Annotated in this window: 16 protein-coding genes and 1 tRNA gene; 8 read left to right on the forward strand and 9 right to left on the reverse strand. The window is 70.9% G+C overall.

Annotation, left to right across the window (positions count from 1 at the left end):
* Positions 1–20: 20 nt before the first annotated feature.
* Complete coding sequence (locus SNA_RS05870; protein ID WP_030067539.1) at positions 21–674, forward strand: NAD(P)-dependent oxidoreductase; 654 nt, start codon at positions 21–23, stop codon at positions 672–674.
* 64 nt (positions 675–738) lie between these two features.
* On the opposite strand, the gene SNA_RS05875 is transcribed toward SNA_RS05870, so the two are convergent.
* From SNA_RS05875 to SNA_RS05885, 3 genes are all read right to left on the reverse strand, one after another.
* Positions 739–814, reverse strand: a tRNA-His gene (locus tag SNA_RS05875).
* 109 nt (positions 815–923) lie between these two features.
* The gene (orn, locus tag SNA_RS05880; protein WP_030067538.1) at positions 924–1541 is read right to left on the reverse strand and encodes an oligoribonuclease; all 618 of its coding nucleotides are present in this window, start codon (positions 1539–1541) and stop codon (positions 924–926) included.
* A gap of 5 nt (positions 1542–1546) precedes the next feature.
* Positions 1547–2836 (reverse strand): GlxA family transcriptional regulator, encoded by a 1290-nt coding sequence (locus SNA_RS05885; RefSeq protein WP_044363626.1) that lies wholly within the window; start codon positions 2834–2836, stop codon positions 1547–1549.
* Positions 2837–3856: 1020 nt separating this feature from the next.
* Between SNA_RS05885 and SNA_RS05895 the strand changes: the two genes are divergently transcribed.
* A complete protein-coding gene (locus SNA_RS05895; protein ID WP_030067536.1) occupies positions 3857–4378 on the forward strand; it encodes a universal stress protein in 522 nt (173 codons plus the stop codon).
* Positions 4379–4691: 313 nt separating this feature from the next.
* Here the strand turns inward: SNA_RS05895 and glmS are convergent, their stop codons facing one another.
* Positions 4692–6518 (reverse strand): glutamine--fructose-6-phosphate transaminase (isomerizing), encoded by a 1827-nt coding sequence (gene glmS / locus SNA_RS05900; RefSeq protein WP_030067535.1) that lies wholly within the window; start codon positions 6516–6518, stop codon positions 4692–4694.
* Between the two features lie 85 nt (positions 6519–6603).
* Positions 6604–6879, reverse strand: coding sequence for a hypothetical protein (locus SNA_RS05905; protein WP_030067534.1), 276 nt, complete (start codon positions 6877–6879; stop codon positions 6604–6606).
* A gap of 216 nt (positions 6880–7095) precedes the next feature.
* On the opposite strand from SNA_RS05905, the gene SNA_RS05910 reads away from it, so the two are divergent.
* On the forward strand, positions 7096–8688 hold the full coding sequence (locus tag SNA_RS05910) for a beta-N-acetylhexosaminidase (protein WP_030067533.1): 1593 nt from the start codon (positions 7096–7098) through the stop codon (positions 8686–8688).
* A gap of 55 nt (positions 8689–8743) precedes the next feature.
* On the opposite strand, the gene SNA_RS05915 is transcribed toward SNA_RS05910, so the two are convergent.
* From SNA_RS05915 to SNA_RS05930, 4 genes are read right to left on the reverse strand one after another with little or no spacing between them, the layout of a single operon-like run.
* On the reverse strand, positions 8744–9901 hold the full coding sequence (locus SNA_RS05915) for an acyl-CoA dehydrogenase family protein (protein ID WP_044363630.1): 1158 nt from the start codon (positions 9899–9901) through the stop codon (positions 8744–8746).
* A 3-nt stretch (positions 9902–9904) separates the two neighbouring features.
* On the reverse strand, positions 9905–10900 hold the full coding sequence (locus tag SNA_RS05920) for a hydroxymethylglutaryl-CoA lyase (RefSeq protein WP_044363632.1): 996 nt from the start codon (positions 10898–10900) through the stop codon (positions 9905–9907).
* Positions 10897–12870 (reverse strand): acetyl/propionyl/methylcrotonyl-CoA carboxylase subunit alpha, encoded by a 1974-nt coding sequence (locus SNA_RS05925; protein ID WP_044363633.1) that lies wholly within the window; start codon positions 12868–12870, stop codon positions 10897–10899. The genes SNA_RS05920 and SNA_RS05925 overlap by 4 nt, the downstream gene beginning before the upstream one ends.
* A 35-nt stretch (positions 12871–12905) precedes the next feature.
* The gene (locus SNA_RS05930; RefSeq protein WP_030067529.1) at positions 12906–14522 is read right to left on the reverse strand and encodes a carboxyl transferase domain-containing protein; all 1617 of its coding nucleotides are present in this window, start codon (positions 14520–14522) and stop codon (positions 12906–12908) included.
* A gap of 167 nt (positions 14523–14689) precedes the next feature.
* On the opposite strand from SNA_RS05930, the gene SNA_RS05935 reads away from it, so the two are divergent.
* From SNA_RS05935 to SNA_RS05955, 5 genes are all read left to right on the forward strand, one after another.
* Positions 14690–15316 carry an SACE_7040 family transcriptional regulator gene (locus tag SNA_RS05935; protein ID WP_044363634.1) on the forward strand — a complete coding sequence of 209 codons (627 nt, stop codon included), beginning with the start codon at positions 14690–14692 and terminating at the stop codon, positions 15314–15316.
* 140 nt (positions 15317–15456) lie between these two features.
* Complete coding sequence (locus SNA_RS05940; RefSeq protein WP_044363635.1) at positions 15457–16614, forward strand: acyl-CoA dehydrogenase family protein; 1158 nt, start codon at positions 15457–15459, stop codon at positions 16612–16614.
* Between the two features lie 23 nt (positions 16615–16637).
* Positions 16638–17525 (forward strand): acyl-CoA thioesterase, encoded by an 888-nt coding sequence (locus SNA_RS05945; RefSeq protein WP_030067526.1) that lies wholly within the window; start codon positions 16638–16640, stop codon positions 17523–17525.
* Positions 17526–17719: 194 nt separating this feature from the next.
* Positions 17720–18184, forward strand: coding sequence for a MerR family transcriptional regulator (locus SNA_RS05950; protein WP_030067525.1), 465 nt, complete (start codon positions 17720–17722; stop codon positions 18182–18184).
* Between the two features lie 8 nt (positions 18185–18192).
* Positions 18193–19308, forward strand: a complete 1116-nt coding sequence (locus SNA_RS05955; protein WP_420823460.1) for an aldo/keto reductase — start codon at positions 18193–18195, stop codon at positions 19306–19308.
* The last annotated feature ends 135 nt before the right edge of the window (positions 19309–19443 follow it).

Consider the following 19443-nt stretch of genomic DNA (forward strand, 5'->3'; position numbering starts at 1 on the left):
ATCACAGCTGGGAGACCCCCATGTCCACCACGATCGCTCTCTTCGGGGCCAACGGCACCATCGGCAGCCGCATCCTGAACGAGGCCCTGCAGCGCGGTCACCAGGTCACCGCGGTCGTCCGCGACCCCGCCAAGATCAGCGCCAGCCACCCGAACCTGACCGTGACCACCGGCGACGTCCTCGACCCGGCGTCCGTTGCCGCCGTGGCCAAGGGCAAGGACGTCGTGGTCAGCGCGGTCGGCGGCGGGGGCGCCGAGGGCCACCGCGCCACCATCGAGCCCGCCGCGAAGTCCCTCGTCAGCGCGGTGCGCACGCTCGGCGACGAGGCCCCCCGGCTGATCACCGTCGGCGGCGCCGGCTCGCTGCGCACCCCCGACGGCACGCTGGTCTGGGACAAGGAGGGCATCCCCGGCTTCCTGCTGGAGATCATGCACGCCCACGGCGATGCGCTGGACTTCTACCGCACCGTCTCCGATGTGCGCTGGACGAACCTCAGCCCGGCCGCCCTCATCGAGCCCGGCGAGCGCACCGGCGCCTACCGCACCGCCACCGAGGACCTGGTCACCGCCGAGGACGGGAGCAGCCGGATCTCCGCCGAGGACTACGCCGTCGCCCTCGTGGACGAGATCGAGCGCCCCGCCCACATCGGCGAGCGGTTCACCGTCGGCTACTGAGCCCCCGGCGCCTACGGGCAAGAAACACTCAAGGCCCCCGATCAGAGATCGGGGGCCTTGACAGTGGGGTGAGTAACGGGACTTGAACCCGCGACATCCTGGACCACAACCAGGTGCTCTACCAGCTGAGCTATACCCACCATGACCGGTGCTGTGTGGTTCTTTTTCCCCACCGGCTGAGAAAAAGTGTACAGGGTCTTGAGGGGTGCTCGCTCCCGGGTTTCGCACACCCGGGAGCGAGCTGGGTCACTACGGTGCGGACTGCCCCTCGGCAGGCAGGACGTGCTTGGCCGCGATGCCCTTGGCGGTCTCGGAGTCCGGGCCGGGCTGGGGTACGAAGAGCGCCTCCCGGTAGTAGCGCAATTCCGCGATGGATTCGCGGATGTCGGCCAGCGCCCGGTGATTACCGCTCTTGTCCGGACTGTTGAAGTACACCTTCGGATACCAGCGCCGGGCCAGTTCCTTCACCGAGGAGACATCGACGATCCGGTAGTGCAGATAGTCCTCGAGCGTCGGCATGTCGCGCAGCAGAAAGCCCCGGTCGGTGCCGACGGAGTTCCCGCACAGCGGGGCCTTCCCCGGCTCCGGCACGTACTGCTTGATGTACTCCAGCACCTGCCGCTCGGCTTCTTCGAGCGTCGTACCGGAGTCCAGCTCGGCCAGCAGCCCGGAGGTGGTGTGCATGACGCGCACCACCTCCGGCATGGTGGTCAGTGCCTCGGCCGGGGGGCGGATCACCACATCCACCCCCTCGCCCAGCACATTCAGCTCCGAGTCGGTGACCAGGGCGGCCACCTCGATGAGCGCGTCGTTCGCCAGCGAGAGACCGGTCATCTCGCAGTCGATCCACACCATGCGATCGTTCATGCGTCTCACCCTACGGGGCGCTCCCGCTGGCTGGGCAGCACGGGGCGGCCCGCGCCGCGGGAGACGGGCGCCTCCGGGATCCGGGCGGCGTAGGCGTCCGAGGTCGGTTTCCCGGCCCCGTCCGGCTCCGCCGCGGCCAGCGCGGCCGCCGGTCCGTGCCCGGCCACCGTGGCGAACCGCTCGGCACCGCCGGGCACCGGCCCGGGCCGCTCCCCGCGCTCCGGCCGCTCGCCCCGCTCCGGCCGCAGCGACGGCTCGGGTCCCCCGTTCTGCGGCCGGCGGGCCCGGTAGGCCGCGCGGTAGGCCGCGGGCGAGGCGCCCAGCTGCCGCCGGAAGTGGCCGCGCAGGGCGACCGGCGAACGGAATCCGCAGCGCCCGGCGACCTCGTCCACCGAATAGTCGGAGGTCTCCAGCAGTCGCTGCGCCTGGAGCACCCGCTGGGTGATCAGCCACTGCAACGGCGCGCTCCCGGTCAGGGAACGGAACCGCCGGTCGAAGGTGCGCCGGCTCATATAGGCGCGCGCCGCCAGGGTCTCCACGTCGAACTGCTCGTGGAGGTGCTCCAGCGCCCAGGCGACGACCTCGGCCAGCGGGTCGGCGCCGATCTCCTCTGGTAAAGACCGGTCGAGGTAGCGCTGGTGCCCCATATCGGAGGCGGTGCGGCGCGGGGGTACGACCAGCCGGCGGGCCAGTGCGTTGGCCGCGTCCGCGCCGTGATCGCTGCGCACGATGTGCAGGCACAGATCGATACCGGCGGCCGTGCCCGCGGAGGTGAGCACATCGCCGTCGTCGACGAAGAGCTCGCGCGGATCGACATGGACGGACGGATAACGCTTGGCGAGCGTCGGCGCGTACATCCAATGGGTGGTCGCGGGGCGGCCGTCGAGCAGTCCGGCCGCGGCGAGGACGAACGCCCCCGTGCACAGCCCGACGATTCTGGCCCCCTCTTCATGCGCGCGGCGCAGCGCGTCGAGCGCGGCGGGCGGCGGGGCCTGGGTGATGGAACGCCAGGCCGGTACGACGACCGTCCCGGCACGGGAGATCGCCTCCAGCCCGTAGGGGGCGGACAGTTCGAGCCCCCCGGTCGTGCGCAAAGGCGCATCTTCGCCCGCGCACACAAGTAGCCGGTACCTCGGAACGCCGGCGTCTTGGCGGTCGATGCCGAAGACCGAGAGCGGAATGGAGCTCTCGAAAATGGGACCGCCGCTGAAGAGGAGCACCGCGACTATTTCGCGGCGTCGTCGTGCGGCGAGCTTGCGTGCGGCATCTGGTACGGCAGCGGAGTCCTGGCTCATGGCACTTAAGCCCCCCTCGGTCGTCTCGCCCTCTCGGTCCTGCACAGTTCCCCCGCCGTAGTTACCAAGATCGAATCTACTGTGCCCCGTGAGGATGGAGTGCCAAGTTCACCACCCGCTGGTATGTCGATATGGCAACTTGGCGCGAAGCATTCGATCACGAAGCGTTCCACTCGTCGGGCCTCCAGGGAAAGTGCGCGTCTCGGCTCTGCCCGTTCGCAGTAGGGCACAACCATGCCCGGCGGTCCTTTCCGCCCAGCTCACACCCAGGTTGGGGGGTGGTGGGGGGAGGGGTCGGATCCCGGCAAGAAGTTGGCTGAAAACGTGCGTGCGCAGACTTGCGGGAGCCCTATTCGACCGGCGTACGCCGGTCCTGATATCGGCCGCCCCCGCGCACTACCGTCCCCATTTGCCCCGTTCTGCACCGGTGCCGTCCGACCTCTCGCACCCGGACCCGGGCCGCGGCCCGTTCGGATTGCCGCAGCAGTGCGCGGCATACGCAGGTCACCGCCGCCAGCCCGGCGCCGGCGCCGGCCGCGCCGCCGACCGAGGCGCCGCTCGCGAGCAGGACGCACGGCACCAGGGCGCAGCTGAACGCGCCCCAGCGCACAAGATCTCTCACTGGGTCGGGTGATCTCTTGGACGGCGCGGGCATCGCGGGCTCCCTTCCGGCGGGCAGCTACTACAACGCCGCCGACGATCACGGGTCACCGCGAGGGGTACGTACGGGGGCAGGCCGGGGCATTGCCATCGGCGCCACGCTCCGGCATGCTCCGGGGAACGTTCGAGGCCCTTGACGCCCTCGGCGGGTGCCCCCTGCCCGCGCCGGAGTCTGGGCAGCGGAGGAGTGGCGCCGTACTCTTGGGGTATCGGGTTGGGAAGATGATTCCCAGTCGTATCGTTCCTCTTTGAACTATGGCTCGCGCACCGCGATCGAACCAGCTCAGTCAACTGCCGGATCAAGTCAATCGCCGTTCCCCGTTCGCCCCTCCGCAAGAGGACGTCCTCGCCGAGACACCAATGGCCGGTCACGAATATCCCGAACCCGCGGACCGCAAGCAGGTCGCCGATCCCATGGCGGACCTCGAAGCGGCGGAAGAGACCTCGCGCTCCTGCGACCCTGCGTTCCGGCACGGTGTCGTGGTCGGCTTCGACGGTTCCACGTCGAGCGAACGCGCGTTGGCGTATGCAATCGGTATGGCGCGGCGCTTCGGCTCCGGGCTGATCATCGTCCATGTGGCCAACCGGCTGCCGACGACCGTCTGGGCGGGCTGTGAGCCCCCGGTCTTCGTGGACGTGCCCGATCACCGCACCGAGGTGCTGGGGCTGGAGCTGGCCTGCGCCGACCATCTCACCGAGGTCCCCTGGATCCTCGTCGAGCGCGGCGGGGACATCTGCCACGAACTGGAGGAGGTCGGCCGGGAGTACGCGGCCGACGCCATCGTGGTCGGGTCCACGCACGGCATCGTCGGCCGGATCTTCGGCTCGGTGGCCGGGCGGCTGGCGCGGCGCGCGCAGCGGCCGGTCATCGTCATCCCCTGACCGCGTCCCTTGACCTTGACCGCCGACCGCTCCGTCCTGCGATCAGCTCTCCCCGGTTCGCACACAGTTGAGGGGGCGTCATGGGGATTGTGGGCAGTTGAGGCGCCGGCCGGGCCGCAGAAGTGGAATGCGCCCTTGGGAGGGGTAAAAGACCGTCACGTGTTTCGCGGCACGGACGTGCTGCCCACCGGGAGGTGACGGTCTCCGGGGTGGCGGCATCCCGCCGGCGTATGGGCGACGCCGGCAAGGGGAGGCGGCGGCGTTGTGCGTATGGTGGCACGCGCAACGACGCCGCCCCGCCTTTTGCCGGGGACTACTCCACCGTGACCGACTTGGCCAGGTTCCGCGGCTTGTCGATGTCGCGGCCCAGGGCCAACGCCGTGTGGTAGGCGAGGAGTTGGAGCGGGATGCCCATCAGGATCGGGTCCAGCTCGGGCTCGTTCTTCGGGACGACGATGGTGTGGTCGGCCTTGTCCTGCTCCTGGTGCGCGACGGCCAGGATGCGGCCGCTGCGGGCCTTGATCTCCTCCAGCGCGGCGCGGTTCTTCTCCAGCAGGTCGTCGTCCGGGACGATCGCGACGGTCGGCATGGCGGGCTCGATGAGCGCCAGCGGGCCGTGCTTGAGCTCGGAGGCCGGGTACGCCTCGGCGTGGATGTAGGAGACCTCCTTGAGCTTCAGGGAGGCCTCGCGCGCCACCGGGTAGCCGCGCACCCGGCCGATGAACATCATCGACTTGGCGTCCGCGTAGCGCGTCGCCAGCTTCTTGATCTGTTCCTCGCCCTTGAGGATCTCGTCGATCTGGCCGGGCAGCCGGCGCAGGCCCTCGATGATCCGCTTGCCGTCCGAGACGGACAGATCGCGGATGCGGCCCAGGTGCAGCGCGAGCAGCGCGAAGGAGACCACCATGTTGGTGAAGCACTTGGTGGACACCACGCAGACCTCGGGGCCGGCGTGGACGTAGATGCCGCCGTCGGTCTCGCGGGCGATCGCCGAACCGACGACGTTCACCAGGCCCAGCACCCGCGCGCCCTTGCGCTTGAGCTCCTGGACGGCCGCCAGCACGTCGTAGGTCTCACCGGACTGGGAGACCGCGACATAGAGCGTGTCGGGGTCCACGACGGGGTTGCGGTAGCGGAACTCGGAGGCCGGCTCGGCGTCCGAGGGGATACGGGCCAGCTCCTCGATCATCTGGGCGCCGATCTGGCCGGCGTGGTACGAGGTGCCGCAGCCGAGGATCTTCACCCGGCGGATGGTGCGGGCCTCGCGGGCGTCCAGGTTCAGCCCGCCCAGGTGCACGGTGGAGAAGCGGTCGTCGATCCGCCCGCGCAGCGCGCGGTCCACCGCGTCGGCCTGCTCGGAGATCTCCTTGTGCATGTACGTGTCGTGGCCGCCCAGGTCGTAGGACTCGGCCGCGTACTCGACGGTCTCGGGCGTCGCCGTCGTACGGGAGCCCTCGGTGGTGTAGGTGCGGTAGTCGTCGGCCTTGAGGGTGGCCATCTCGCCGTCGTCGAGGGTGACGACCTGGCGGGTGTGCGAGACCAGCGCGGCGACGTCGGAGGAGACGAACATCTCGTGCTCGCCGATGCCCAGGACGACCGGGGAGCCGTTGCGGGCGACCACGATCCGGTCGGCGAAGTCGGCGTGCAGGACGGCGATGCCGTACGTGCCCTCGATGTGCCGCAGCGCCTCGCGGACCTTCTCCTCCAGCTTCTCGGCCGTCGAGCGGCCGATGAGGTGGGCGAGGACCTCGGTGTCGGTCTCGGAGGCGAACTCCACGCCGTCGGCGGTCAGGCGGGCGCGCAGTTCGGCGGCGTTGTCGATGATGCCGTTGTGGACGACCGCGACCTTGCCCTCGGTGTCGAGGTGCGGGTGGGCGTTGTCGTCGGTCGGCGCGCCGTGGGTGGCCCAGCGGGTGTGGGCGATGCCGATGGTGCCGGCGAAGCGCTTGGGCAGCCGGGACTCCAGCTCACGGACCCGGCCCTTGGCCTTGGCGGTCCGCAGCCCCCCGGCCTTGCCGGTGCCGCTCGCGTGCAGGGCGATGCCCGCCGAGTCGTAGCCGCGGTACTCCAGCCGCTGGAGACCTTCCAGGAGCAGCGGAGCAACATCGCGCTTGCCGATATAACCGACGATCCCGCACATACTGCGACCTCCGAGTGAGTCGTGGTGACGGACGTACTTTGCGTTCTTGGTCTGTTCCGGTGTGCCCGGCGCCCTGCGGGGCGCGTCAGCCGTAGACGAGGCGGCGCAGCTGGCGTATCGAGAGGGCCGGCGGGGACACGGCGCGCTGGGGCAGCTCGTCGGAGATCCGCTCGAAGATCGCCTCGTTCCGCAGCCCCTGGGACTGCAGCTCGCGGTGTCTGCGGCGGACGAACCCCTCGGTGGTCTCGTCGAAGTACGCGAGCACGTCCAGGACCACCCGGGCGGCCTCGCCGCGCTGTAGCGGCGTGCTGCGCACCAGGTGGTCAACGAGGTCCTCGTGGGAGGGACGGCGATCGAGCACCCGTTGATACTGCTGAACCGCGCCGGGAATCGCAAGAAATCTGCCCGACATCGGGCAGATCCCTGGGATGGCGCTCGGAAACTGGTCTAAACCTTGACCGCGTACGACGCTCACGGTACGCATGGTCACCGTTCGGTCGCTCCATGCCATGCAGGACATGCCAGGCACACCGTGTCGATCACACCCCCCGTGCACAAGGTCGCGAAGGGACCGCCGATGAGACGACGCCGACTCTTCTTTTCGCTGCTGTTGCTCACGGTGGCGGGGCTGGGTACCTCCGCCGCCTCCGCCCGGCCGTCCGCCGCCGCGCCCGCGCCCCTCGACCGGGTCATCCCCGCACCGGCCTCCGTACGGCCCGGCGGCACCCCGTACACCCTCGACGCGCACACCCGCATCCGCGTCCCGGACGGCTCGGCCGAGGCCCGGCGGGTCGGCGCCTATCTGGCGGGCGTGCTGCGCCCGGCCACCGGATACCGCCTGCCGGTCACCACCAAGGACGGCCGCGACGGCATCGTGCTGCGGCTCGGCGGGCCCGGGACCAGGGCGCTGGGCGCGGAGGGCTACCGGCTCTCCTCCGGCGCCCGCGCGGTCACCATCAGCGCCGGCCGGCCCGCCGGGCTCTTCCACGGCGTCCAGACGCTGCGCCAGCTGCTCCCCGCGAGCCTGGGGAAGCGCACCGAGCAGCCCGGTCCGTGGCGTCTTGCCGGCGGCACCATCGCCGATGCGCCGCGCTACGCCTACCGCGGCGCGATGCTCGACGTCTCCCGGCACTTCTTCACCGTCGACCAGGTCAAGCGCTATATCGACCAGCTGGCGATGTACAAGATCAACAAGCTGCATCTGCATCTGTCCGACGACCAGGGCTGGCGGATCGCCCTGAAGTCCTGGCCCCGGCTGGCCACCTACGGCGGCTCCACCCAGGTGGGCGGTGGAGAGGGCGGCTACTACACCAAGGACGACTACCGCGAGATCGTCGACTACGCCGCGAGCCGCTATCTGACCGTCGTCCCCGAGATCGACATGCCCGGCCACACCAACGCCGCGCTCGCCTCCTACGCCGAGCTCAACTGCAACGGCCAGGCCCCGCCGCTCTACACCGGCACCAACGTCGGCTTCAGCTCGCTGTGCGTCCCGAAGAAGGTGACCTACGACTTCGTCGACGACGTCGTCCGCGAGATCGCGGCGCTCACCCCCGGCCGCTGTCTCCACATCGGCGGCGACGAGGCGCACTCCACCAGCCATGACGACTACGTGGCCTTCATGGACAAGGTGCAGCCGGTGGTCGCCAAATACGGCAAGACCGCGATCGGCTGGCACCAGCTGACCGGCGCCCACCCCGCGAAGGGCGCCATCGCCCAGTACTGGGGCTACGACGCCACCAGCGCGGCCGAGCGCAAGCAGGTCGCCCAGGCCGCCCGCAACGGCACCGGGCTGATCCTCTCGCCCGCCGACCGCGCCTACCTCGACATGAAGTACGACAAGGACACCCCGCTGGGGCTGCACTGGGCCGGCTATGTGGGCGTCCAGCGGTCCTACGACTGGAACCCGGGGAGGTATCTGGACGGCGCGCCCGGGAACGCGGTGGTGGGCGTCGAGGCGCCCTTGTGGACCGAGACCCTCTCCACCTCCGCGCACATCGAGTACATGGCCTTCCCCCGGCTCCCGGGCATCGCCGAACTGGGCTGGTCGCCGGCCGGCACCCACGACTGGCCGTCCTACCGCGAGCGGCTGGCTGCCCAGGGGCCCCGCTGGGACGCCCTGGGCATCCACTACTTCCGTTCGCCGGAGGTGCCCTGGCCCGCGCGGTGAGCGGGCCGGCCGGACGTCCTGCGACGTCCGGCCGGTACGGGTCCCGAGCCCGGTCCTAGACCCCCAGCTCCCGGGCGATCAGCATCCGCTGGACCTCGCTCGTGCCCTCGCCGATCTCCAGGATCTTGGCGTCGCGCCACATCCGGGCGACGGGGTACTCGTTCATGAAGCCGTAGCCGCCGTGGATCTGGGTGGCCTCGCGGGCGTTGTCCACCGCGATCTCCGAGGAGTAGAGCTTGGCGAGCGCCGCCTCCTTCTTGAAGGGTTCGCCGTGGACGAGGCGGGAGGCGGCGTCGCGCCAGGCCAGCCGGGCGGTGTGGGCGCGCATCTCCATGTCGGCGAGTTTGAACTGGATGGCCTGGTTGGCGGCGATCGGACGGCCGAAGGCGCGGCGCTCCTTGGCGTAGGCCACCGACTCGTCCACACAGCCCTGCGCCAGCCCGGTGGCCAGCGCCGCGATGGCGATCCGGCCCTCGTCCAGGATGCGCAGGAACTGGGCGTAGCCGCGGCCCTCCTCGCCCAGGAGGTTGGCGGCCGGGACCCGGACGTCGGAGAAGGACAGTTCGCGGGTGTCGGAGGCGTTCCAGCCGACCTTGGAGTACGGGGCGGAGACCGTGAAGCCGGGTGTGCCGGACGGGACGATGATCGAGGAGATCAGCGGGCTGCCGTCGGCCTTCCTGCCCGTGACGGCGGTGACCGTGACCAGGCCGGTGATGTCCGTGCCGGAGTTGGTGATGAAGCATTTGCTGCCGTTGATCACCCAGTCTCCGCCATCGTCCCGTACCGCCGTCGTCCTCGTCGCGCCCGCGTCCGAACCGCCGTCCGGTTCGGTCAGTCCGAAGGCGCCGAGCAGCTCGCCGCTGCACAGCCTGGGCAGCCAGGTGCGCTTCTGCTCCTCGGTGCCGAAGCGGTAGAGGGGCATGGCGCCGAGCGAGACGCCGGCCTCCAGGGTGATGGCCACCGAGGAGTCGACCCGGGCCAGCTCCTCCAGGGCGATGCCGAGCGCCAGATAGTCGCCGCCCATCCCGCCGTACTCCTCCGGGAAGGGCAGTCCGAACAGCCCCATCTCGCCCATCTGACGGACGATTTCGTATGGGAACTCATGCCGTTCGTAGTAGTCGCCGATCTTGGGGGCGACAACGTCGTGTGCGAACGCCTCGACCGTGCGCCGGAGTTCTTCCAGCTCGTCGGGCAGGCGGTGATCGAGGGACATCGGTCACTCCTTGTGGGAGTCGGGGCTGAGGGCGCGCAGGGTGCGCGAGGGGCTGGGGCGGCCCAGGGCCGTGGCCATCCAGGTGCTGGTGGCGGTCAGCCTGCCGAGGTCGACACCGGTGTCGATGCCAAGGCCGTGGAGCATCCACACCAGGTCCTCGGTGGCGAGGTTGCCGGTGGCGCTCTTGGCGTACGGGCAGCCGCCGAGGCCGCCCGCCGAGGCGTCGACGGTGGTGATGCCGTGCTGGAGGGCGGCGAAGGTGTTGGCGAGCGCCTGGCCGTAGGTGTCGTGGAAGTGCACGCCCAGGCCGGAGGCGGGCACGCCCGCCTCGTTCAGGGCGCCGAGCAGCCGCTGGACGTGGCCGGGGGTGGCCACGCCGATGGTGTCGCCCAGGCTCAGTTCGTCGCAGCCCATGTCGAGCAGCGCACGGCATACCCGCACCACCTGGGCGACGGGCACCGGGCCCTCCCAGGGGTCGCCGAAGCACATGGAGAGATAGCCGCGGACGTGCACGTCATCGTCCTTGGCGCGGGCGACGACCGGTGCGAACATCGCCAGCGCCTCGTCCACGGTGCGGTTGAGGTTGGCCCGGGCGAACGACTCGGTGGCGCTGGCGAACACCGCGATCCGCCGGGCGCCCAGGGCCAGCGCCCGGTCCAGTCCGCGGTCATTGGGCACCAGGACCGGCAGGCGGTGCGGATCGAGATCACCGAGCAGCGGGAACAGGGCCTCGGCGTCGGCGAGTTGGGGGACCCACTTGGGGTGGACGAAGCTGGTGGCCTCCACCACGGGCAGGCCCGCCGCGGCGAGCCGGTGGATGAACTCGGCCTTGATCTCCGTGGGGACGACGGCCTTCTCGTTCTGGAGGCCGTCGCGCGGGCCGACCTCGTGGATCCGTACGCGGGCGGGCAGGCCCTCCGCCCGGATCTCCATCGGCAGGCCGGGCACGGGGAGGCCGGACGCGGAGGCTCCGCCCGCGGGGGTGTGGTCTGCGGTCATGACGCGGGCTCCTCGGCGGGTTCGTGCGGGGCGACGACGGCCAGGACCTGGTCCATGGCGACGGTGGTGCCCGCGGTGACCTCCAGCTCGGTGACGGTCCCGGCGTGCGGTGCGGCGATGACGTGCTCCATCTTCATCGCCTCCACCACCAGCAGGCCCTGCCCGGCCGTGACCTCCTCGCCGACGGCCACCTTGACGACGGTGACGGTGCCGGGCATCGGTGCGGCGAGGGCGTCCAGGCCGTGCCCCGCCGCGGCCCCGCTCAGCGTGGCCGCCAGCGGGTCGTGGTCCTGGACGTGCCAGGAGTCGCCGTCCCGGCCCAGCCAGTCGCCGGCGCGGTGGAAGGTGTGCAGCACGCCGTCGACGGTGACCCGCACACGGTCCTCGGTGACGTCGAGGGGCGCGCCGGGCCGCAGGTCGTAGGGGACGGGGTCGTGGCCGGGCACCCGCAGCCAGTGGCGCACCGGGGCGGGCGCGCCGCCCAGCCGGAAGCCGCTGGGCACGTCGAACGGGTCGCACCAGCCGCCCGCCGGCACCCCGGGCTCCAGGGCCCGCTGCCGCACCGCCGCGGCCGCCGCGTAGACCTCCGGCGGCACGGCGCCGTCCACCAGGGCGGCCGCTTCCCGCTCCACCAGCCCGGTGTCCAGCTCGCCACAGACCACATCGGGGTGGGCGAGCAGCCGGCGCAGAAAGCCGGCGTTGGTCGTCACCCCGAGGGTGACCGTCCGCGCCAGCGCCGCCCGCAGGGTGCGCAGCGCGGCCGGGCGGTCCGGTCCGTACGCGATGACCTTGGAGAGCATCGGGTCGTAGAGGCTGCCCACCTCCGCGCCCCGGGACAGGCCGGAGTCCGTACGGATCCCGCCGCCCTGCGGTTCGTGCAGGGACAGGACCGTGCCGCCGGTGGGCAGGAAGTCGCGGGTGGGGTCCTCGGCGCAGATCCGGGCCTCGACGGCGTGGCCGGTCAGGGCGATGTCCTCCTGGGCGAAGGGCAGCCGCTCGCCCGCCGCGATCCGCAGCTGCCACTCCACCAGGTCGTATCCGGTGATCAGTTCGGTCACCGGGTGCTCGACCTGGAGGCGGGTGTTCATCTCCATGAAGTAGTAGGCCGAGGGGTCCTTGCCCGGGACGATGAACTCGACGGTGCCGGCGCCCCGGTAGCCGCAGGAGCGCGCCGCCTGGACGGCGGCCTCGCCCATCGCGGCCCGGGTCGCCTCGTCGAGCAGGACGCTCGGCGCCTCCTCGACGACCTTCTGGTGGCGCCGCTGGAGGGAGCATTCGCGCTCGCCCAGGTGGATGACGTTGCCGTGGCCGTCGGCCAGCACCTGGATCTCGATGTGCCGGGGGCGGTCGATCCAGCGCTCCACCAGGAGGGTGTCGTCGCCGAACGAACCGCGGGCCTCGCGCCGGGCGGCGGCGATCTCCTCGGCGAGCAGCGCTTCCTCACGGACCAGCCGCATGCCCTTGCCGCCGCCGCCCGCGGACGGTTTGAGCAGCACCGGCAGGCCGATCTCCCGTGCGGCGGCGGCCAGTTGCGCATCGTCCAGGCCGCTGCCGGAGGAGCCGGGCACCACCGGCACCCCGGCAGCCCGGACCGTCTCCTTGGCCCGGATCTTGTCGCCCATCAGATCGATGGCCTCGGCGGACGGCCCGATGAAGACCAGCCCGGCCTCGGCGCAGGCGCGGGCGAAGCGGGCGTTCTCGGCGAGGAAGCCGTAGCCGGGGTGGACGGCCTGCGCACCGGTCCGCGCGGCCGCCGCCAGCAGGGCGTCGACGGACAGATAGCTCTCGGCGGCCGGTGCGGGCCCGATCCGTACCGCCGTATCGGCCTCCCGGACGTGCCGGGCGCCCGCGTCCGCATCGCTGAAGACGGCCACCGAGCGGATGCCGAGGGCGCGCAGCGTACGGATGACGCGGACGGCGATCTCGCCGCGGTTGGCCACCAGGACCGTGTCGAACATGGATGTCGCCATCCCTCTCGTGGTCATCGCGTTGGGGGTCACGGGGATCACATCCGGAAGACGCCGAAGCCGGGCTCGCCCAGCGGGGCGTTGGCGCAGGCGGTCAGGGCCAGCCCCAGCACCTGCCGGGTCTCCATCGGGTCGATGACCCCGTCGTCCCACAGCCGCGCCGTGGCGTAGTAGGCGCTGCCCTGCGTCTCGTACTGCTCGCGGATCGGCGCCTTGAACGCGGCCTCCTCCTCGGCGCTCCACTCCTCGCCCCGCGCCTCCAGCTGGTCGCGCTTGACGGTCGCGAGGACGGACGCGGCCTGCTCACCGCCCATCACCGAGATCTTGGCGTTCGGCCACATCCACAGGAAGCGGGGGGAGTAGGCGCGGCCGCACATCGAGTAGTTGCCCGCGCCGTACGAGCCGCCGATCACCACGGTCAGCTTGGGGACCCGCGTACAGGCCACCGCCGTCACCATTTTCGCCCCGTGCTTGGCGATGCCGCCGGCCTCGTAATCCCGGCCGACCATGAAGCCGGAGATGTTCTGGAGGAACAGCAGCGGAATGCCGCGCTGATCGCACAGCTCGATGAAGTGGGCGCCCTTCTGGGCGGACTCGGAGAAGAGGATGCCGTTGTTGGCGACGATGCCGACCGGATGGCCGTGGACATGGGCGAAGCCGGTGACCAGCGTGGTGCCGTATTCGGCCTTGAACTCCGCGAAGCGGGAGCCGTCGACGATCCGGCCGATCACCTCCCGGACGTCATAGGGCGTACGGGAATCCGTGGGCACCATGCCGTAGAGACCGGCCGGATCGAGTGTGGGCTCCTCGGCGGTGCGCACCGTCCAGGGCAGCGGGGCGCGCTCGCCGAGCGTGGAGACGATGGTGCGCACGATGCGCAGCGCATGGGTGTCGTCCTCGGCCAGATGGTCGGTGACGCCGGAGGTGCGCGAGTGCACCTCTCCGCCGCCCAGCTCCTCGGCGGTGACCACCTCACCGGTGGCGGCCTTCACCAGCGGCGGGCCGCCCAGGAAGATCGTGCCCTGGTTGCGCACGATCACCGCCTCGTCGCTCATCGCCGGGACGTAGGCACCGCCGGCCGTGCACGACCCCAGGACGGCGGCGATCTGGGGGATGCCGGCGCCGGACATCCGCGCCTGGTTGTAGAAGATCCGCCCGAAGTGCTCGCGGTCGGGGAAGACCTCGTCCTGCATCGGCAGGAAGGCGCCGCCGGAGTCCACCAGATACAGACACGGCAGACGGTTCTCCAGGGCGATCTCCTGGGCCCGCAGATGCTTCTTGACCGTCATCGGGTAGTACGTGCCGCCCTTGACCGTGGCGTCATTGGCGACGATCACGCATTCGCGGCCGGAGACCCGGCCGATCCCGGCGATCACCCCGGCGGCCGGTGCGGCCCCGCCGTACATCCCCTCCGCGGCCAGCGGCGCCACCTCCAGGAAGGGCGAGCCGGGATCCAGCAGGGCGTCCACCCGGTCGCGGGGCAGCAGTTTGCCGCGCGCGGTGTGCCGCGCCCTGGCCTTCTCGCCGCCGCCCAGCCGGGCAGCCGCGAGGGTGTCGCGCAGCCGGCCGGTCAGCTCGCGGTGCGCGGCCTCGTTGGCCCGCCAGGAGTCGGACGCCGGATCGGCGTGACTCCCCAGCACCGGTGCCTGCTCCATGTCCACGAGCCCCCTTGCCCGTCGTCGTGCAGCGTCATCCCGCGTGGTCGTTCTGCCTGCGGGTTTCCTCGTACGGCGCTCCTCGCACCACCGTTCGAGTTAGTGGTCGTTAACGTCGTACGCCTTCAGGTTAACGACCACTAACCCGGCTGTCTACAATTGGCCGCATGAGTAATGCGCATGCCCCCGCCGCGACCAGCCGCCGTGAGCAGATCCTCAAGGAGGCGGCCCGGCTCTTCGCGGAGCGCGGGTTCCATGGCGTCGGGGTGGACGAGATAGGGGCCGCCGTGGGCATCTCGGGCCCCGGCCTCTACCGCCACTTCGCAGGCAAGGACGCGATGCTGGCCGAGCTGCTGGTCGGCATCAGCGAGCGGCTGCTGGAGGGCGGGCGGATGCGGATCGCGGAGGGCGGCGACAGCCCCGAGGCGGTGCTGGACGCCCTGATCGACGGCCATATCGACTTCGCGCTGGACGACCGCCCGCTGATCACCGTGCACGACCGCGAGCTGGACCGGCTGCGCGAGGCCGACCGCAAGCGGGTCCGCCAGCTCCAGCGGCAGTACGTCGAGCTGTGGGTGGAGGTGGTCCGCCAGGTCCACCCCGGCCCCTCCGAGTCCCAGGCCCGCGCCGCCGTGCACGCCGTCTTCGGCCTGCTCAACTCCACCCCCCACCTGGGCCGCCCCGGCTCCCTCCCGGGCCGTACGGAAATGGCCGAACTGCTGCACCGGCTGGCGCTGGGTGCCTTCGGGGCGGTGGCGACGGTGGAGCCGGCGGAGGCGGTCCGGCCGGTGTAGCGGGCCGGAGGCGGGGCACGGTGGCGTACGACTCGTCGAACACCTCTGGACAGCCCTGGTGACCGGCCGGTAGCTTTCGCCGGGTACAGAAGCTGAGCAAGCGCTTAGCCAGCGGCGGCGGTCAGGGAGGCGACGCAACTATGCGCCGTACGGTGTTCAACGAGGACCACGAGGCGTTCCGCGAGACGATACGGGCCTTCATCGAGGCCGAGGTCGTACCGGTCCACGACGAGTGGTTCGCCGCCGGCCAGGTCCCGCGCGAGTTCTACTACAAGCTCGCCGAACTGGGCGTCTTCGGCATCCGCGTCCCCGAGGAGTACGGCGGCGCCGGCATCGACTCGCACAAGTTCGAGGCCGTGATGTACGAGGAGACCGCCCGCGCCGGCGTCACCTTCGGCGGCTCCGGCGTCCACGTCCTCCTCGGCCTGCCGTACATCCAGATGCTGGCCACCGACGAGCAGAAGAAGCGCTACCTGCCGAAGTTCGTCAGCGGCGAGGAGATGTGGGCGCTGGCGATGACCGAGCCGGGCACCGGCTCCGACGTCGCGGGCATGAAGACCACCGCGAAGCTGTCGGCCGACGGCACGCACTACGTCCTCAACGGCGCCAAGACCTTCATCACCGGTGGTGTGCACGCCGACCGCGTGATCGTGTGCGCCCGCACCGCCGCGCCGCGCGAGGACGACCGCCGCTTCGGCATCTCCCTGTTCGCCGTCGACACCACGTCCGAGGGCTACTCCGTCGGCCGTAAGCTCGACAAGCTCGGCCTGAAGGTCTCCGACACCGCCGAGCTGGCCTTCGTCGATGTGAAGGTGCCGGTCGAGGACCTGCTCGGCGAGGAGAACAAGGGCTTCGCCTACCTGGGCCACAACCTCGCCTCCGAGCGCTGGGGCATCGCCTTCGGCGCGTACGCACAGGCCAAGGCCGCCGTCCGGTTCGCCCAGCAGTACGTGCAGGAGCGCACCGTCTTCGGCAAGACCGTCGCCTCGTTCCAGAACACCAAGTTCGAACTGGCCGCCTGCCAGGCCGAGGTGGACGCCGCCGAGGCCGTCGCCGACCGCGCCCTGGAGGCCCTCGATGCCGGCGAGCTGACCGCCGCCGAGGCCGCGTCCGCGAAGCTCTTCAACACCGAGGTCGCCCACCACGTCATCGACCGCTGCCTCCAGCTGCACGGCGGCTACGGCTTCATGAACGAGTACCCGATCGCCCGCCTGTACGCCGACAACCGCGTCAACCGCATCTACGGCGGCACCAGCGAGGTCATGAAGTCGATCATCGCCAAGTCGATGGGGCTGTAGGAACCCGGCCAGGCGATCCGTACGTGAACGACGCCCTGAGCTCCCTCCTCGATCTGCTCGCCCTCGAACGGATCGAGGAGGACATCTTCCGCGGACAGAGCCGCGCCTCCCTCGTCCCGCGCGTCTTCGGCGGCCAGGTCGCCGCCCAGGCGCTGGTCGCGGCCGGGCGGACGGTCCCCGCCGACCGGCCGCCGCACTCCCTGCACGCCTACTTCCTGCGCCCGGGCGACCCCGGCGCGCCCATCGTCTACACCGTCGACCGGATCCGCGACGGCCGGTCCTTCACCACCCGCAGGGTCGTCGCCGTCCAGCACGGTCAGCCGATCTTCCATCTCTCCGCCTCCTTCCAGGCGGACGAGGAGGGGCTGGAGCACCAGGAGCCGATGCCACCGGCACCGGATCCGCTCGAACTGCCCACCGCCGCCGAGATGCTGCCCCGCTACGCCGACCGGTTCACCGACCCGGGCGTCGTCGACCGGCTGCTGGAGTCCCGGGCCGCGATCGATCTGCGGTACGTGGACGAGCCGCCGTTCGGCACCGTCGGCGAGGCCCGCGAGCCCCGCTCCCAGGTCTGGTTCCGCACCCAGGGCAAACTCGACGGGGACACCGCGATCCCCCGCCCGCTCCTGGACATCTGCCTGGTCACCTATGTCTCCGACATGACCCTGCTCGACTCGATCCTGCTTGCCCACGGCCGGGGCGGCTGGGCGGTCGGCGATGTGGTCGGCGCGAGCCTGGACCACGCCATGTGGTTCCACCGGCCGCTGCGCGCCGACGACTGGCTGCTCTACGACCAGGAGTCCCCCACCGCCCAGGGCGGCCGCGGCCTGGGCAAGGGCCGCATCTTCACGGCCGACGGACAGCTGGCGGTATCGGTCATTCAGGAAGGCGTCATCCGGGTACCCCGGTAGGCGGCGGAAGGTCAGGGCCTGCCCGAGGCGCCGGGCGGGCCCTGAGCGCACGTGGTGCACATGCGCTTGCTTCACGTGCACGTGTTCCGAGGGCACTTGCTTCACGTGCACGTGTTGCGGGAGCGCTTGCTTCACGTGCACATGTTGCGGGAGCGCTTGCTTCAAGTGCACTTGAAGCTTCTAGCGTTGCCCGCATGACGGTGACCGACAGCACCCCCGTGAAGTCCCCGCCCGTGGACGTCTGTGTGTCCGCGGGGCCGGACCATCCGCGACCCGACGGCCAGGACCGCTACACGATCAGCGAGACCGCGGCGTACACCGGGCTCAGTGCGCCGACCCTGCGCTGGTACGAGGAGATCGGGCTGATGCCGCATGTGGCGCGGTCGCACACCGGTCAGCGCATCTTCGGCAACCGCGACCTGGACTGGCTCGCCTTCGTGCGCAGGCTGCGGCTGACCGGGATGGCGGTCGCCGACATGGTGCACTTCGCGGAGCTGGTCCGCCGGGGTGAGGTCACCTTCGACGAGCGGCGGAAGATTCTGGAGCAGACCCGGCGTGACGTCGTCGCGCGGATGGCGGAGCTCCAGGACACCCTCGTCGTACTCGACGCCAAGATCGACTTTTATGCGGGCGCCCACCGGGCGCCGGAAGGGGCCTGAGCGCCATCATGAGCAACTCCAACGACATGGGCGACGCCAACGACATGAGCAATGTCAACGACTTGACCAACGCCAACGACTTGGGCAACGCCAACGACTTGAGCAATGCCGTCGAGCAGATCGGCAAGGTCGAACTGGGCTCCGGCGGGCCCCTCGTCGGCGTCCAGGGCTTCGGCGCCATGGGCATCAGCGCCGCCTACGGACAGACCGACGACGCGGCGGCCCGCGACACTCTGGAGGCCACCGTCGAGGCGGGCGTGACCCTCATCGACACCGCCGACATGTACGGCGTCGGTGCCAACGAGGAATTCCTCGCGCCGTTCGTCGCCGCGCACCGCGACGAGATCACCCTGGCCACCAAGTTCGGCATCGAATACCGTGCCGACGACCCGAGTTACCGGGCCATCCGCAACGATCCCGGCTATATCAAGACGGCCGTCGAGGCGAGCCTGCGCCGCCTGGACGTCGAGGTCATCGACCTCTACTACATGCACCGCCGCGACCCCGCCGTCCCGCTGGCCGAATCCGTCGGCGCCATGGCCGACCTCGTACGGGAAGGCAAGGTCAAGCACCTCGGGCTGAGCGAGGTCACCGGTGCCGAGCTGCGCGAGGCACACGCCGTGCACCCGATCGCCGCCCTGCAAACGGAGTGGTCGGTCTTCAGCCGGGACGTCGAGCGCAGCGCGGTGGGCGCGGCCGCCGCGCTCGGGGTCGCCTTCGTGCCGTACTCGCCGCTCGGCCGGGGCTTTTTGACCGGTGCCTTCACCGATGCGAGCACGGAGCTCTCCACCAGCGACTTCCGGCAGTTGCTGCCGCGCTTCAGCGGCGACAACGCCAAGGCGAACGCCGCTCTCCTGGCGCCCCTGCACAAGATCGCGGCCCACCGTGGCGCCACGACGGCGCAGATCGCCCTGGCGTGGGTGCAGCAGCGGGCCCAGGTGCACGGCCTGACGGTGGTGCCGATCCCCGGAACCCGCAAGCGCAGCCGCCTCCTGGAGAACGCCGCGGCCACCCGGATCGTCCTGACCGCCGAAGAGCTGGCGCTGCTGGAGCCGATCGCGGGCCAGGTGGCGGGCGAACGCTACTCGGACATGTCCCTTACGTCCGCGGCGCGGGAGGGGTAGGGGCTGCGTACGTCCCCTTGGTGCGTACGCACCCTGAGAGGAAGGGCCGGGAAGATCAGGGAAGGGCTGAGACGGCGCCGAGCGCAGGACCTCGTCGATGCGTTGCCAGAAGCTCCGGAAGTCGGCGGCGGCGCC

Source organism: Streptomyces natalensis ATCC 27448 (assembly GCF_000935125.1).
GTDB classification, from domain to species: Bacteria; Actinomycetota; Actinomycetes; order Streptomycetales; family Streptomycetaceae; genus Streptomyces; species Streptomyces natalensis.

Bases quoted from the DNA above. Each gene is read 5' to 3' on its own strand.
- SNA_RS05870 (WP_030067539.1), top strand. From the start codon at position 21: ATGTCCACCACGATCGCTCTCTTCGGGGCCAACGGCACCATCGGCAGC.
- orn (WP_030067538.1), bottom strand. From the start codon at position 1,541: ATGAACGATCGCATGGTGTGGATCGACTGCGAGATGACCGGTCTCTCG.
- SNA_RS05885 (WP_044363626.1), bottom strand. From the start codon at position 2,836: ATGAGCCAGGACTCCGCTGCCGTACCAGATGCCGCACGCAAGCTCGCC.
- SNA_RS05895 (WP_030067536.1), top strand. From the start codon at position 3,857: ATGGCCGGTCACGAATATCCCGAACCCGCGGACCGCAAGCAGGTCGCC.
- glmS (WP_030067535.1), bottom strand. From the start codon at position 6,518: ATGTGCGGGATCGTCGGTTATATCGGCAAGCGCGATGTTGCTCCGCTG.
- SNA_RS05910 (WP_030067533.1), top strand. From the start codon at position 7,096: ATGAGACGACGCCGACTCTTCTTTTCGCTGCTGTTGCTCACGGTGGCG.
- SNA_RS05915 (WP_044363630.1), bottom strand. From the start codon at position 9,901: ATGTCCCTCGATCACCGCCTGCCCGACGAGCTGGAAGAACTCCGGCGC.
- SNA_RS05920 (WP_044363632.1), bottom strand. From the start codon at position 10,900: ATGACCGCAGACCACACCCCCGCGGGCGGAGCCTCCGCGTCCGGCCTC.
- SNA_RS05925 (WP_044363633.1), bottom strand. From the start codon at position 12,870: ATGGCGACATCCATGTTCGACACGGTCCTGGTGGCCAACCGCGGCGAG.
- SNA_RS05930 (WP_030067529.1), bottom strand. From the start codon at position 14,522: ATGGAGCAGGCACCGGTGCTGGGGAGTCACGCCGATCCGGCGTCCGAC.
- SNA_RS05935 (WP_044363634.1), top strand. From the start codon at position 14,690: ATGAGTAATGCGCATGCCCCCGCCGCGACCAGCCGCCGTGAGCAGATC.
- SNA_RS05940 (WP_044363635.1), top strand. From the start codon at position 15,457: ATGCGCCGTACGGTGTTCAACGAGGACCACGAGGCGTTCCGCGAGACG.
- SNA_RS05950 (WP_030067525.1), top strand. From the start codon at position 17,720: ATGACGGTGACCGACAGCACCCCCGTGAAGTCCCCGCCCGTGGACGTC.
- SNA_RS05955 (WP_420823460.1), top strand. From the start codon at position 18,193: ATGAGCAACTCCAACGACATGGGCGACGCCAACGACATGAGCAATGTC.